This window comes from Aeromonas sp. QDB20, assembly GCF_027707805.1.
Classification (GTDB): Bacteria; Pseudomonadota; Gammaproteobacteria; order Enterobacterales; family Aeromonadaceae; genus Aeromonas; species Aeromonas dhakensis.
Genome location: NZ_JAPCJC010000040.1, coordinates 1 through 13,338 on the forward strand (window position 1 = coordinate 1; position 13,338 = coordinate 13,338).

The 13,338-nt window shown below is 58.5% G+C and carries 13 protein-coding genes; 4 read left to right on the top strand and 9 right to left on the bottom strand.

Annotated features, from left to right (window positions below):
- Nucleotides 1-107 precede the first annotated feature (107 nt).
- Both PG897_RS22230 and PG897_RS22235 read right to left on the bottom strand, forming a co-directional pair.
- The gene (locus PG897_RS22230; protein WP_043171441.1) at nucleotides 108-2,687 is read right to left on the bottom strand and encodes a bifunctional acetate--CoA ligase family protein/GNAT family N-acetyltransferase; all 2,580 of its coding nucleotides are present in this window, start codon (nucleotides 2,685-2,687) and stop codon (nucleotides 108-110) included.
- Nucleotides 2,688-2,759: 72 nt separating this feature from the next.
- Nucleotides 2,760-2,951 (bottom strand): hypothetical protein, encoded by a 192-nt coding sequence (locus PG897_RS22235; RefSeq protein WP_005307455.1) that lies wholly within the window; start codon nucleotides 2,949-2,951, stop codon nucleotides 2,760-2,762.
- Between the two features lie 171 nt (nucleotides 2,952-3,122).
- On the opposite strand from PG897_RS22235, the gene PG897_RS22240 reads away from it, so the two are divergent.
- Nucleotides 3,123-3,995 carry a substrate-binding periplasmic protein gene (locus PG897_RS22240; protein WP_043171442.1) on the top strand — a complete coding sequence of 291 codons (873 nt, stop codon included), beginning with the start codon at nucleotides 3,123-3,125 and terminating at the stop codon, nucleotides 3,993-3,995.
- On the opposite strand, the gene ilvY is transcribed toward PG897_RS22240, so the two are convergent.
- Complete coding sequence (ilvY, locus tag PG897_RS22245; protein WP_042049777.1) at nucleotides 3,984-4,877, bottom strand: HTH-type transcriptional activator IlvY; 894 nt, start codon at nucleotides 4,875-4,877, stop codon at nucleotides 3,984-3,986. The two genes, PG897_RS22240 and ilvY, sit on opposite strands and share 12 nt — an antisense overlap.
- Nucleotides 4,878-5,078: 201 nt before the next feature.
- On the opposite strand from ilvY, the gene ilvC reads away from it, so the two are divergent.
- Nucleotides 5,079-6,560 (top strand): ketol-acid reductoisomerase, encoded by a 1,482-nt coding sequence (ilvC, locus tag PG897_RS22250; protein ID WP_019840082.1) that lies wholly within the window; start codon nucleotides 5,079-5,081, stop codon nucleotides 6,558-6,560.
- 155 nt (nucleotides 6,561-6,715) lie between these two features.
- Here the strand turns inward: ilvC and pgi are convergent, their stop codons facing one another.
- Nucleotides 6,716-8,365 carry a glucose-6-phosphate isomerase gene (gene pgi / locus PG897_RS22255; RefSeq protein WP_043171443.1) on the bottom strand — a complete coding sequence of 550 codons (1,650 nt, stop codon included), beginning with the start codon at nucleotides 8,363-8,365 and terminating at the stop codon, nucleotides 6,716-6,718.
- Between the two features lie 430 nt (nucleotides 8,366-8,795).
- Between pgi and PG897_RS22260 the strand changes: the two genes are divergently transcribed.
- The gene (locus tag PG897_RS22260) at nucleotides 8,796-8,984 is read left to right on the top strand and encodes a holin (RefSeq protein WP_005307469.1); all 189 of its coding nucleotides are present in this window, start codon (nucleotides 8,796-8,798) and stop codon (nucleotides 8,982-8,984) included.
- 138 nt (nucleotides 8,985-9,122) lie between these two features.
- Here PG897_RS22260 and PG897_RS22265 read toward each other — a convergent pair whose 3' ends face one another.
- From PG897_RS22265 to PG897_RS22285, 5 genes are all read right to left on the bottom strand, one after another.
- Entirely contained in the window at nucleotides 9,123-9,959 is an 837-nt protein-coding gene (locus PG897_RS22265; protein WP_005307473.1) for a mechanosensitive ion channel domain-containing protein, read from the bottom strand.
- A gap of 200 nt (nucleotides 9,960-10,159) precedes the next feature.
- Nucleotides 10,160-10,756 carry a nucleoid occlusion factor SlmA gene (slmA, locus tag PG897_RS22270; RefSeq protein WP_005307475.1) on the bottom strand — a complete coding sequence of 199 codons (597 nt, stop codon included), beginning with the start codon at nucleotides 10,754-10,756 and terminating at the stop codon, nucleotides 10,160-10,162.
- Nucleotides 10,757-10,824: 68 nt separating this feature from the next.
- The gene (locus PG897_RS22275) at nucleotides 10,825-11,055 is read right to left on the bottom strand and encodes a dCTP deaminase domain-containing protein (RefSeq protein ID WP_442866320.1); all 231 of its coding nucleotides are present in this window, start codon (nucleotides 11,053-11,055) and stop codon (nucleotides 10,825-10,827) included.
- A gap of 83 nt (nucleotides 11,056-11,138) precedes the next feature.
- Nucleotides 11,139-11,603 (bottom strand): dUTP diphosphatase, encoded by a 465-nt coding sequence (gene dut / locus PG897_RS22280; RefSeq protein WP_041915434.1) that lies wholly within the window; start codon nucleotides 11,601-11,603, stop codon nucleotides 11,139-11,141.
- Nucleotides 11,604-11,984: 381 nt separating this feature from the next.
- Complete coding sequence (locus PG897_RS22285) at nucleotides 11,985-12,266, bottom strand: hypothetical protein (RefSeq protein WP_227272608.1); 282 nt, start codon at nucleotides 12,264-12,266, stop codon at nucleotides 11,985-11,987.
- Between the two features lie 435 nt (nucleotides 12,267-12,701).
- Here PG897_RS22285 and PG897_RS22290 point away from each other — a divergent pair, with 435 nt between their 5' ends.
- A complete protein-coding gene (locus tag PG897_RS22290; RefSeq protein ID WP_159164603.1) occupies nucleotides 12,702-12,908 on the top strand; it encodes a helix-turn-helix domain-containing protein in 207 nt (68 codons plus the stop codon).
- Nucleotides 12,909-13,338: the final 430 nt, after the last annotated feature.

Genomic DNA, 13,338 nt, shown 5'->3' on the forward strand with positions numbered 1-13,338 from the left:
GCCATGCGAGAGTAGGACACTGCCAGGCACCCAATTGAAGAAGCCCGCTCATCTGAGCGGGCTTTTTTATTGCCTGATATTCAGTCATTTCAGCACGCTTTCCCGTGCTATTCCCTCTCTATTCGCTCCGCACAGGGCAGCTCCATGTTGACTACCCCATCTTCCAGCTGGATATCGATCTTGAAACCAAGCCGTTTGGCCAGGTTGATCATGCCGCGGTTGCTGGGCATGGTCATGCCTGACAGCTGGCCAATGCCGCGCTCCCTAGCATAACGCACAATCTTCTCCATCATCAGTTTGCCAAGCCCCAACCCCTTCAGATCGGACCGTACCAGAATGGCAAACTCGGCATCGCTCAGATCCGGCGTCGAAATGGCGCGAACCACCCCTAAAATCTGATCTTTTCGTTCCCCATCCTGTCCCACGGCGACAAAGGCCATCTCCCGGTCGTAATCGATCTGGGTCATGCGGGCCAGTTCTTCGTGTCCCAGCTCCCCTACATCGGCGAAGAAGCGCTTGTACCTGTCTTCATCCGATACCTTGAGGACAAATTGCTTGTGGGCAGGTTCATCCTCCGGTCGGATGGGGCGCAGCAGCACATGGCTCTGATCCTTGAGCCAGGCCCCCTCTTCCAGCTCGGTGGGATAGGGACGGATGGCCAGCCTGCAGCTGCCCTCTTCATGGGGTTGCAGGGTCAGGCTGGCGTCCAGCACCACCATCTCGGCGCCGCAGGCCTGCAACGGGTGCAGATCCAGCTGCTGGATCTCGGGGAAGGCGAGCAGCAGCTCCGACAGTTGGCATAGCACCTGGCCGAGGGCATCGATATCGAGCCGTTCCGGACTGGCTTGTTCGCGGATCTTGCGACTCTTGAGCGCCCCTATGATCTGGTAGCGTGCCAGCGCTTGGTTGAGTGGCGGCAGGGCCGCCATCATCTCCTGCAGTTCAGCTCCTGATTCACCGAGCAGGATGACAGGGCCGAACACCGGGTCTTGTTGCAGCCGGATCCGCAGCTCCAGGCCGCCGCTGCGCCGTGCCATCCGCTGTACCAGCAGGCCTTCGATGCGGGCACCGGGGTCGTGTTGCCTGACTCGATCCAGAATGGCGTCCGCAGCCTGGGCGACTTCGGCCGAGGTGCGCAGGTTGAGCATGACGCCGTGCACGGCCGACTTGTGGAGTATGTCTGGCGAGCGCAGCTTGACCGCGACCGGATAGCCGATCTGCTCCGCGGTCAGGGTGGCCTCGATGGCATCGGAGACGATCCAGGTCGGCAGGGTAGAGAGCCCTGCGGCCTGCAGAATGGGGTGTGCCAGATGGGTGTCGAGGGTGAGCTGCTTGCGTTCCAGCGCCTGCCGGATCAGCAGTTGGCACTGGTCGACGTCGAGCCTGTCACCCTGCAGCGATGCAGGGGTTTCCATCAGCTGCTTCTGGTTACGGCGGTACTCCACCATATGCATGAAGGCGGCGACCGCACTCTCCGGGGTGCGGTAGGTGGGGAATCCCGCCTCGCTGAATAGACGACGCCCCTCCTGGGCCGAATATTCCCCCGCCCAGTTGGTCAGGATATTGAAGCGTCTGGCCCTGGGATGCTGCTTGACGTAGTCGATCAGGCTTCGCGCCAAGGCGGCGCCGCGGGCGGTGAGTGAAGGGGCATGGATGAGCAGGATGGCGTCAGCCTCCTCCCCTTGCAGCAGGTCGTCGAGAGCCTGCTGATAGTCATTGATGTCGGCATCGCTGCCAATGTCGCGGGGCGGCATCGCCAGCTTGCCGCCACGCTCCAGCAACTTGTCGATCGCCATGTTGGCCAAGCCACGGCCGTTGGAGATGATGGCGAGCCGCTCCCCCTTGAGGGTCAAGGAGTGACTCAGGGTCTCGACGGCGGCAAACAGTTCGTGGGTATCCCGTACCCGCAGCATGCCGGCGCGACGGATGGCGGCGTCATAGACGTTGTCGAGTCCGTTGTCCGGCTCATGGCGGCCGCTCTTGAGCACCAGGATGGGCTTGTTGCGGGCGGCGGCACGGGCGGCCGAGAGAAAATGGCGGGCATCCTGCAGCTTGTCCATGTAGAGCAGGATGGCGCGGGTCACGCTGTCGCGGGAGAGCTGATCCAGTAGTTGGCCGAAGTTGATGTCGCAGTGATCGCCAAGGGAGATGAAGGCCGAGAAGCCGAGTTCATGCTGTTTGGCCCAATCCAGAATGGTGGTGCTGACGGCGGCCGACTGGGAGAGAAAGGCGACCTGACCGGGCTTGGCTGCAATCGGTGAGAAGCTGGCATTGATGCCCTGACCCGGCAACAACATCCCCATGCTGTTGGGGCCGAGCAGGCGGATGTCGTATTGCCGGCTCAGTCGCTGCAGTTGTTCGCGCTCAGGTGGGGTGAAATCGGCCGCCAGTATGATGGCGGCACCCGCTCCCCGCTTGCCGAGCGCCTCGATGAGGGTCAGTACCCGTTCCCGCCGGGTACAGACGATGGCGAGGTCAGGGGCAAGGGGGAGACTGTCGATGTCGGGATAGGCCAGCACGCCGGCAATGGCCTTGCTGTGCGGGCTGACCGGCAGGATGGGACCCTTGAAATGGCCGGCGAGCAGGTGCCTTATGACCACGTGACCGGCCTTCTGCGGGTCGGTCGAGGCGCCGATGACGGCGATTGACTGGGGTTTGAAGAGCCGATCCAGGCCGCTTGGTTTCATGGGCACTCCCGTGGGTGGCGGATGGTGCCAGTGTAATATGCATTCAGCGCCGGTTCTGTGACCGGCTGCGGATCACTGCTTGGTGAGGGCGTTGGCGCGGAGGTAAAACCTCAGTTCACCCTGGATCTGGCGTACCGCTGCCAGGTGGTGCTCCTGCAGATAGATGTCCTGTTCCTGATCCAGCAAGGTTGAGGGTACCCCCAGGCTTTGCAGGTACTCGTCGAACAGCAGCGAGCTGTTGATTTCGATCAGATTGGACATCATGGCGGGACTCCCTCTTCCACTCAGGTTGAACGTTCAGTCTAGTCTCTGATCTGCCCCTTGCCGTAGCTACTGTCATATTTGACATCGAGTCGCTCACATATCCGTGCTGCCATGCGCCCGGCGGTAGAGGAGGAGAGGTTATAGTGAGGAAGTGACAAGGGGAGGAGTGCAATGATCAGGAGCTGGCTGTGGTGCGTCATTCTGCTGGCTGGCAGCGTGCAGGCGACCGAGACCCCCATCAGGGCCTGGAATCTGCTGCTTGATCACCCCAATCCCGCCGTGGCTGGTCTGTTGCGACTCTCCCTCGATCTGACCGTGCCCGAATACGGTCCCTATCGGCTGATTGCCAGCCCGCCGATGGAGCAGGGTCGGGCGGTCAAGGAGTTGCAGGGGGGCGAACTGGTGCAGGTCGGGGTGTTTGCCCCCGATGAGGAGCGCGAGCGCACCCTGCTGGCCATCCATGTTCCGTTGGCAAAAGGGTTGCTGGGCTGGCGGGTGTGCCTCGTTCGGCAGGGGGACGAGGGGCGGTTCGCCAACATACGATCGCTGACCGACTGGCGGCAGGCCGGGCTTCGCATCGGTCAGCACAGATCCTGGCCTGATACCCGTCTGCTCAAGGAGAACGGCCTCGACGTGGTGGTGGGCGGTCTCTATGAGGCCCTGTTCAACATGCTGCGCAAACGGCGCTTCGACTGCTTCCTGCGCTCGGTCATCGAGATCGAGGATGAGCTCACACAGCATCCGGATCTGGCCATCGAACCCCACCTGGTGTTTCGCTATCCGCTGGCGCTGTTGTTTTTCGTCTCACCCAGGTATCCGGAGCTGGCCAAGCGCATCGAGCTGGGGCTGCAGCGGGCCCGCCAGTCCGGTGACTATGAGCGGATATTCGAGGCGGGTTTTGGCAGCACCATCCGGCGGCTGCAGCTCGATCGGCGGGTGATGCTGGAGCTGAGCAATCCGGATCTGCCGGCCGGCAGCCGCGCCATGATGCAGGATCCCTCGCTCATCTATGCACCTGTGTTGCCCGCCTTGTCAGCGCAGTGATCCCTGTCCCCGCGCCGTATCCCAGAAGGCGCGGATCAGCGGCTCCTCCAGCCGCTTCTTGAGCACCGCGATGCCGACATCGAATGGTTTGAGCGCCGGCTTGGGCTCGACGATGCGTACCTTCTCACCCATGGGGCTGTGGTCGATCACCGCCGCCGGCACCAGCCCCACGCCGAAGCCGAGCGCCACCATGGCGACAATCCCCTCGTTGCCCGCCACCTCCGCATAGATGTTGGGGGCGATCCCCTTGTTGCGCAGCCACTGATCGCAGCGTTTGCGGGCCAGCCCCTGCTCCGAGAGGATAAGCGGCAGCCGCTCCCAGTCAGGTTCGCCCTGGGAGAACCACTGGTTCTGCTGCGGTGCGGTGCGAGGAGCGATGAACACCAGCGGTACCTGCTGCAGGCTGGCAAACTCCAGCTTGGATGAGAGGGCATCGGGGCGGGCGGCGATGGCGAGATCAGCCTCGTCGGCCAGGATCTTGTCTACCGCCAGCGCCGGGTCGCCGGTCTCCAGCTTGATCTCCAGCTGGGGATAGCGGCGGCGAAAGCGCTCCAGCACCTCGGGCAGCAGAAAGTAGCTGGCGGTGACCGAGCAGAACACCCGTAGTCGGCCCTGCAGCGGCTCATCGCTGCGTTTGAGCTCCTGCTTGAGCTGGCGCCACTCCTGCAGCAGCTCTCCACCAAACTCACGCAGCTTCTCGCCGGCCGGGGTGAGCCGTACCGAGCGGTTGTCCCGCTCGAACAGCACACAGCCGGTCTCCTGCTCCAGCCGCTGGATGGCGCGGCTGAGGGTGGAGGGACTGACCGCCATGGCGTCGGCGCTCTTGCCGAAGTGGAGGGAGTCGGCGAGGTGGAGAAACAGTTCGAGATTGCGAAGGTCCATCTTTCAGCTCCTGACGCTGGATGCCTGCCCGATATCCAGCGGTGGGTGGTTAGCCCCGCCATGTGATCATGAAGGGTTAACGTTTCAATTATTGCAACGTACTGTTTCGAATATATCAGTTCAGGCAATAAGTGTCCCGCGCTATAGTGGTTTCGACAACGCCGCCATCCGGCATGGAATCAATCGAACGGAGCAATCACCATGGCTAACTATTTCAACACCTTGAACCTGCGTCAGCAGTTGGCCCAGCTGGGCAAGTGTCGTTTCATGCAGCGCGAAGAGTTCGCGGACGGCTGCAACGTGCTGAAGGGCAAGAAGGTGGTGATTGTGGGCTGTGGTGCCCAGGGCCTGAACCAGGGCCTGAACATGCGTGACTCCGGGCTGGATATCTCCTACGCCCTGCGCAAGGCCGCCATCACCGAGAAGCGCGCCTCCTGGCAGAAGGCCACCGACAACGGCTTCGCGGTCGGCACCTATGAAGAGCTGATCCCGACCGCCGATCTGGTGCTGAACCTGACCCCGGACAAGCAGCACTCCGACGTCGTCAAAACCGTGATGCCGCTGATGAAGCAGGGCGCCGCACTGGGCTACTCCCACGGCTTCAACGTGGTGGAAGAGGGTCAGCAGATCCGCTCCGACATCACGGTCGTGATGGTGGCGCCCAAGTGCCCGGGTACCGAAGTGCGTGAAGAGTACAAACGCGGCTTCGGCGTACCGACCCTGATCGCCGTTCACCCGGAGAACGATCCCAAGGGTGAAGGCATGGCCATCGCCAAGGCGTGGGCCTCCGCCACCGGCGGCGACCGTGCCGGCGTGCTGGAGTCCTCCTTCGTGGCGGAAGTGAAATCCGACCTGATGGGCGAGCAGACCATTCTCTGCGGCATGCTGCAGGCCGGTTCCCTGCTCTGCTACGACAAGCTGGTTGCCGAAGGCACAGACCCGGCCTACGCCGGTAAGCTGATCCAGTTCGGCTGGGAGACCATCACCGAAGCCCTGAAGCAGGGTGGCATCAGCCTGATGATGGACCGCCTGTCCAACCCGGCCAAGCTGCGTGCCTTCGAGCTCTCCGAGCAGCTCAAGACCCTGATGCGCCCGCTGTTCGAGAAGCACATGGACGACATCATCGCCGGTGAATTCTCCCGCGGCATGATGGCCGACTGGGCCGAAGACGATGCCAAGCTGTTCGGCTGGCGTGAAGAGACCGGCAAGTCCGCTTTCGAAAACGCCCCGGCGTTTGCAGGCAAGATTGCCGAGCAGGAGTACTTCGACAATGGCGTGGTGATGGTGGCCATGGTCAAGGCGGGTGTCGAGCTGGCGTTCGAGACCATGGTGGCTTCCGGTATCTACGAGGAGTCTGCCTACTACGAATCCCTGCACGAGCTGCCGCTGATCGCCAACACAGTTGCCCGCAAGCGCCTGTACGAGATGAACGTGGTCATCTCCGACACCGCCGAGTACGGCAACTACCTGTTCGCCAACGCTGCCGTGCCCTTGCTGCGCGAGCACTTCATGCCGACCCTGAAAGCGGGTGATCTGGGGGCCAGCAAGGCGGAAGGGCAGAGCGTCGACAACCTGGCGCTGCTGGCGGCCAACGAGGCGACCCGCAACCACCCCATCGAAGCGATCGGCCAGGTACTGCGCGGTTACATGAAGGACATGAAGCGTATCGCCGTCGGCGGTTAAGCCAGCATCGGGCAGGATGATAAGGAGGCGGGGGTGACGATCCCCGTCGCCGGTCGGGCTGGACACCCGACCGGCCAGCCAGCAAACCAGCCCGACAGCCATAAAAAAGCCCCGCTCATCGAGCGGGGCTTTTGCATTCAGAAAGGCCGGCTAAATCAGGCTTTCCACGCTTTCCAGGTGTTGATCAGGCCGTTGGTGGAGCAGTCGTGGCTGGTGACAGCCTCGGCAGTGTTGAGCTCCGGCAGGATCTTGTTGGCCAGCTGTTTGCCCAGCTCCACACCCCACTGGTCGAAGCTGAAGATGTTCCAGATTGCGCCCTGTACGAAGATCTTGTGCTCGTACATGGCGATCAGGGCACCCAGGGTTTTCGGGGTCAGGCTCTTGAACAGGATGGAGTTGGTCGGGCGGTTGCCTTCGAACACCTTGAACGGCACCAGATCCTTGACCTGCTCCAGGGTTTTGCCGGCGGCCAGGAACTCGGCTTCGACCTGTTCCTTGCTCTTGCCGAAGGCCAGCGCTTCGGTCTGGGCGAAGAAGTTGGCCAGCAGTTTCGGGTGGTGGTCGCCGATCGGGTTGTGGCTGATGGCCGGTGCCAGGAAGTCACAGGGGATCAGCTTGGTGCCCTGATGGATCAGCTGGTAGAAGGCGTGCTGGCCGTTGGTGCCCGGCTCACCCCAGATGATGGGGCCGGTCTGGTAGTCGACCTTGTTGCCGTTGCGGTCCACGTATTTGCCGTTGGACTCCATGTTGCCCTGCTGGAAGTAGGCGGGGAAACGGTGCATGTACTGGTCGTAGGGCAGGATGGCTTCGGACTCTGCGCCGTAGAAGTTGTTGTACCACAGGCCGATCAGTGCCAGCAGCACCGGCACGTTCTGCTCATAGGAGGCGGTGGCGAAGTGCATATCCATCTCGAAGGCGCCTTGCAGCAGGGCCTCGAAGTTGTCGAAACCGACCGACAGGGCGATAGGCATGCCGATGGCGGACCAGGAGGAGTAACGGCCGCCAACCCAGTCCCAGAACTCGAACATGTTGTTGGTGTCGATACCGAACTCGGCCACGGCCTTACCGTTGGTGGAGAGGGCTGCGAAGTGCTTGGCAACGTGGGCCTTGTCACCGGCGATCTTGATGAACCAGTCGCGGGCGGTCAGGGCGTTAGTCATGGTCTCCTGGGTAGTGAAGGTCTTGGAGGCCACCAGGAACAGGGTGGTTTCCGGATCGATCTTCTTCAGGGTCTCGGCGATGTGGGTGCCATCGACGTTGGAGACGAAGTGCATCTGCAGGTGGTTTTTGTAGGGACGCAACGCCTCGGTGATCATCACCGGGCCCAGATCCGAGCCACCGATGCCGATGTTGACCACGTGCTGGATCGCCTTGCCGGTGTAGCCTTTCCATTCGCCGCTGATGATCTTCTCGCAGAAGCCTTTCATCTTGGCCAGCACGGCGTTCACTTCCGGCATCACATCCTTGCCGTCACACTCGATGGGGCGGTCGGAGCGGTTGCGCAGGGCCACGTGCAGTACCGAGCGGCCTTCGGTCATGTTGATCTTGTCGCCATTGAACATGGCATCGATCGCGCTGCGAAGATCGGTCTCTTTGGCCAGATCAACCAGCAACTTGAGGGTTTCCTCGGTGATCAGGTTCTTGGAGTAATCGACTAGGATGTCGCCGCCGAAGGTGAGGGAGAATTTGTCGAAACGCTGGGGATCCTGGGCGAACAGATCCTTGAGCCGGGTCTCTTTGTTCGCTGCAAAGTGGGCTTCCAGTGCCTGCCAGGCCTGGGTCTGGGTTGGATTGATGTTTTTCATAGGATTATCAGTCTTCCAAGTTGTGTATGAACCTTGCAGGCAAGGCTCCCGCCAAACCTTATTATTCGAGCACTATACCGGGCCCATTATACCGAGCCCATGGTGCGGCCCGTGTAACAGAGCTTTACCAATTGTCTGCCATCGACCGAGTTTACAACCAAAACGCTGCGATTATGAGTCACTCATGGTTGCCGGATCTTGCGTTTGCGCATACTTGGTCGGGCTTGCCGCCGCTGAAAGGGCTTTCAGGGCGAGGCATGCTGTGGACGGGGTGGCAACCTGGCATGGCAGTCAAAAGAGTATTCGATAGGCGCCTTTTCGCTCATTTCATGCGCAGGCGCAAATTGTCGGTGGCCCAAGATGGCTAGCATGGGTGTCGCATGGACGAGATCTCCCAGGGATGGCTACTGTCTGGAATGAGGAGATCGCTATGAAAGCTGTGTTGTCCCTGTTTGCCCTTAGCCTGATCGCCACCGGCCTCATCGGCCTGTTGACCCTGGTGCTGACCAGTGCGGCCCCTACCTTGCCGCTGCGGGTACTGGCGGTGATCGGTGCCGTGCTGGGGGGATATGTGCTGGTGCAACCGCTGCTCAACCGGGTGGCACGTCGGCTGGTGTAAGCCGACCCCCCCGGAATGCTGAAAACAAAGTCCGGCCCATTGTGGCCGGCTTTTTTATGGTCGTGTTCACCCCTGCCGAGGCCAGAGACGACAATGCCAGCCCGAAGGCTGGCATTGTGGGTGGCTGCAAAACCGCGTTTACGCCTGCGGCTTTTGCATGTGCATGACCATCTGCGGGAAGGGGATCTCGATGCCTTCGGCATCGAAGGTGAGCTTCACCTTCTCGTGGAAGTCGAACCAGACTCCCCAGTAGTCGCCGGTCTTGACCCAGGGGCGCACGACTATGTTGACCGAGGAGTCGGCCAGCGCGGCGACGGCGATGGTGGTGGCCGGCTCCTTGAGGATGCGCGGTTCTTCGTTCACCAGCCGCTCCAGGATCTGCTTAGCCTTGCGGAGATCCGAGCCGTAGCCGATGCCGAAGGTCATGTCGACGCGGCGGGTATCCATGCGCGAGTAGTTGACGATAGTGCCGTTGAGGATGGCGGAGTTGGGCACCACCACCATCTTGTTGTCACCTGAGGTGAGGGTGGTGGTGAACAGCTGAACGGATTGCACCACGCCATTGGTGCCTGCCACTTCGATGAACTCGCCTGCCTTGATGGGACGGAAGATGATCAGCAGGAAGCCGGCGGCGAAGTTGGAGAGCGAGCCCTGCAGCGCCAGACCGATGGCCAGACCGGCGGCACCGATAATGGCGACGAAGGAGGCGGTCTGCACCCCGACCCGGCCCAGCGCTGCGATCACCACGAATACCAGGATGGCGTACTTGAGGATGCTGCCGACGAAGTGGGTGACAGTGGTGTCCAGCTTGCGGGACTGCATCACCTTGACCACGGCGCCGCTGATGAGGTTGGCGGCGATGTAGCCGACCAGCAGGGTGAGCAGGGCGGCCGCGATGTTGACGGCATACTCGATCAGCAGGCCCTGGTTGTTGACCAGCCAGGTCTGCGCTTCGGTAATGATTTCGGGTTCCATAGGGTGTCCTGTCAGGCGATAAAAGGTTTATGACGCATGAATCTAACATTGGCATGCGACAGTCCGGGTCGCATCTGGTGCTCACCGCCTCTTTTGTGCCACAAAAAACAAGGGAGGCCAAGGCCTCCCTCTTTACTGCAACTCACCTGGAGCGGCGTAGCCGCGGCTGATTGCGAATGCATTGTCGCCGGGCGTACTGCTCAGCTCTGCAGCAGCTGGCTGCGGATAAACTGCCACTGATCTTCAAACCCGGCGGTGGGTTTGATTTTGAACTCGGAGCGGACGAACTGACTGATCCGCCCCTCGGTGTAGGCCAGTAACAGGTTGGCCAGCATGGTCTCGTCGAGCTGGAAGCCCTGGCCTTCGCGCAGCCGTTTCTCCCGCAGCACCTGCTTGATCTGGGTCTCCAGCTTGTCGAACAGGATGCTGATGCGATCCCGCAGCCGGTCGTGCTCGCCCAGCAGGGCGTCGCCGTTGAGGATGCGGGTGATACCGGGATTGCGCTCGGCGAACACCAGCAGCAGCTGCAGTATGTGGTGACAGCGGCTCATGGTGTCCTTCTCTTCGGCCATGATCAGGTTGACCCGTGACAGCAGGGAATCTTCGATAAAGTCGATCAGCCCCTCGAACATCCGCGCCTTGCTGGGAAAATGTCGATAGAGGGCAGCCTCGGAGACCCCCACCTCGGCCGCCAGACGGGCCGTGGTGATGCGCTGGCCTGGGCTGGTCTCCAGCATGTGGGCGAGCGCCTGCAGGATCTGATCGCGCCGACTCTGTTTCTGATTACTGCTTGCCATGGATTCCCCTAAAAAAACAATGGCCTGATTCTGTTATTAGGCACCGCCACTCGGGCCGGTGTGGTCTGTTATTGGCGACCAGAAGAACCAAAACCGCCTTCACCCCGTTCGCTCTGATTGAACTCATCGACCAGTTGGAAGCTGGCCTGAACCACCGGCATGATCACCAGCTGGGCGATGCGCTCGCCAGGCTGCATGGTGAACGCCTCTTTGCCGCGGTTCCATACCGAGACCATCAGCTGGCCCTGGTAGTCGGAATCGATGAGGCCCACTGCTATACGATAAAATACTGTCTCAATTTCTTAAGTGTATGAAATTAAAGTTCTTTTATCTTGGTGTCGGAAAAAGTGTCTCAGGCCCCAGGTTTTGGTATGTTGGCGGTCTATGCTTTACCGGTACTACCGAAACCACCACTACCACGCTCGGTTTCGGTGGAGAATTCCTCAACAACACTCAACGACACCTGTACAACCGGTTGGAACATCAATTGTGCGATCCGGTCACCAGGCTGTACGGTGTAAGGGTCTTCGCCATCGTTTGCCAAGATGACGCCTATTTCGCCATGGTAGTCCGCATCAATGACACCAATGCCTTGAGCTACGCGAATACCATGTTTCAATGAGAGCCCAGAACGGGAAGCTACTATGGCTACTAAGCTCGGGTCCATCATATTGATAGCGAGTCCAGTTTTCAGAAGATGGCGAGCGCCTGGTGCAATCGTCACGGGTTCAGCGATGCATGCGCGTAGGTCCATGGCTGCGGAGCCATCGGTCGCGTAGGTCGGCATTGGGAGCTGTTCTGTGCCCAGAAGGTTATTGACCATGCGTGCTTCTATGCGTCGATACATCTTGTGTTCCTCGATAAACTTGAACTAGCAAATTCAAAAATGGGTACAGCGTTACAGGCGCGAAGAGATGGGGCTTGGCTTTTGTCAGCAAAGCAAAACAAAAAGCCATGAGATCTCAGCCGCTGACCGGGGGCTAAGATACCAGATTGCCTCCCTGCATGGCGAGGGTAGGGTTTACCAAAACCCTCGCGGTCAGCATCATCAGAGAGACAGGAGCAAACAGAGAGGGATTCATTTTGGTCATTTATCTGTTGGCAGGTAGTGAGCCGCTATAGGTATTTCATTTTCGCTAATTTGTTCGATAGTTAAGGAAGGTGCGAATAAGTCACCAAGTACAAAAATACGCCTTTGTAAGCATTTGAATTAAATCGACTAAAATTTTCAGTTTTGTTGTGGAGGGTACTTGTTCTCACCCTCCTTAGGTGTCGTGATCATCCAGATCACAGTCAAGATCCGCTCAACAGCTGCTGTTTTGCCCTGTATTTCACGGCTCTCCTCAACAGCATCGCTGACAGCCTTGTCGATTATTGGTGCTAACAAGGGAAAGTCAGAGCGTAGTTCGTTGTATTCTGCAAGCTTGAAGTCGTTTATCTGCAACGCTTGACGGTAGTGTTGTGCTCTAGTATCCAACTCGCTTTTTATGGATTCAAAAGTATCCTTCATCCTCTCCGTCTCCTGCTTTTATGCCAGGGCCTTTGGCCCAATAAAGTGCTCTTCGAACATCATCTCATTGAACCGAGGAGTCTTGATGAAATGGGAAAATGTTCGTCCATCATCAACATCCTTTCTTTTTAGAAGTCCAAGATGTACGAGCTTGATCAGATGCCGATAAATGAAGGTATAGCGCCGTCTATGTTCCTGAGACTCTGCCGTATCCCCAAAAAAGGCATTTACGCACTCTATCGCAGCGAAATCGTCCAACTTTAATCGAATGAGTGCTGTGTAGAGTGCGGTTGGTAGCCACACCGTCTGGGAGTCCATAAGTAGTCCTAAGTTTAGAACGACAATAAGTGTGGGAATTAAAATTAGGATGCGGATTATAGTCCGTGGTCGTAAGCCAGACAACCAGAGATAGTGCTCGCCTGAGAGAGGCGAGACATGCAAGATCTAGCAAAAAAATTTGGCGATGCAGTACGTGATAAACGGCTTCAATTGGGCGTCTCGCAAGATGCACTCGCACATGTGGCCGAGATTGATAGAAGCTACGTAGGACGGATTGAGCGTGGTGAGGTCAATGTCACCCTGGAGAAGGCTTATCGCCTTGCCAAGGTGTTGGGGTGTGATATTAGAGATTTATTGCCATAATTATTTGTCATCTGAGAACTTATGTTTCTACATTCCTCAAAAAATTTCCCTATTGAGGCTCTTTCCGTTCCTTTAAATCACTGCATGACAGACAGTTGTTTAGCAAACCAATGACGATTCCGCAAGCACGGGCTGTTTAAATAAGTTTTCATGACAACTAACTTGAAAGTCACAGACAAAACTGGGAATAATGCCATATCAAAAATGCAATAGACCTAATGTAACGTATATGTATACATTTAATACAAATTTAAAAGTGGGTGATATACTCTTAGTTCGCGGTGCAAAAATGCATAGCAAGATGATAGCTAAGATGACAAATGGTTTTTATTCACACGCAATGATTACGTTAGGGAAGGTGCTAACAAGTCACTTGGCACAAAAACACACCATTCTAAATTATTGATATTAAATGGCTAAACTTTTTAGT

Excerpts from the sequence above, each read along its gene's own strand:
- ilvY (WP_042049777.1), bottom strand. The coding sequence starts at position 4,877 with ATGGACCTTCGCAATCTCGAACTGTTTCTCCACCTCGCCGACTCCCTC.
- pgi (WP_043171443.1), bottom strand. The coding sequence starts at position 8,365 with ATGAAAAACATCAATCCAACCCAGACCCAGGCCTGGCAGGCACTGGAA.
- PG897_RS22230 (WP_043171441.1), bottom strand. The coding sequence starts at position 2,687 with ATGAAACCAAGCGGCCTGGATCGGCTCTTCAAACCCCAGTCAATCGCC.
- dut (WP_041915434.1), bottom strand. The coding sequence starts at position 11,603 with ATGTATCGACGCATAGAAGCACGCATGGTCAATAACCTTCTGGGCACA.
- PG897_RS22240 (WP_043171442.1), top strand. The coding sequence starts at position 3,123 with ATGATCAGGAGCTGGCTGTGGTGCGTCATTCTGCTGGCTGGCAGCGTG.
- slmA (WP_005307475.1), bottom strand. The coding sequence starts at position 10,756 with ATGGCAAGCAGTAATCAGAAACAGAGTCGGCGCGATCAGATCCTGCAG.
- PG897_RS22285 (WP_227272608.1), bottom strand. The coding sequence starts at position 12,266 with ATGAAGGATACTTTTGAATCCATAAAAAGCGAGTTGGATACTAGAGCA.
- PG897_RS22260 (WP_005307469.1), top strand. The coding sequence starts at position 8,796 with ATGAAAGCTGTGTTGTCCCTGTTTGCCCTTAGCCTGATCGCCACCGGC.
- ilvC (WP_019840082.1), top strand. The coding sequence starts at position 5,079 with ATGGCTAACTATTTCAACACCTTGAACCTGCGTCAGCAGTTGGCCCAG.
- PG897_RS22235 (WP_005307455.1), bottom strand. The coding sequence starts at position 2,951 with ATGATGTCCAATCTGATCGAAATCAACAGCTCGCTGCTGTTCGACGAG.
- PG897_RS22290 (WP_159164603.1), top strand. The coding sequence starts at position 12,702 with ATGCAAGATCTAGCAAAAAAATTTGGCGATGCAGTACGTGATAAACGG.
- PG897_RS22265 (WP_005307473.1), bottom strand. The coding sequence starts at position 9,959 with ATGGAACCCGAAATCATTACCGAAGCGCAGACCTGGCTGGTCAACAAC.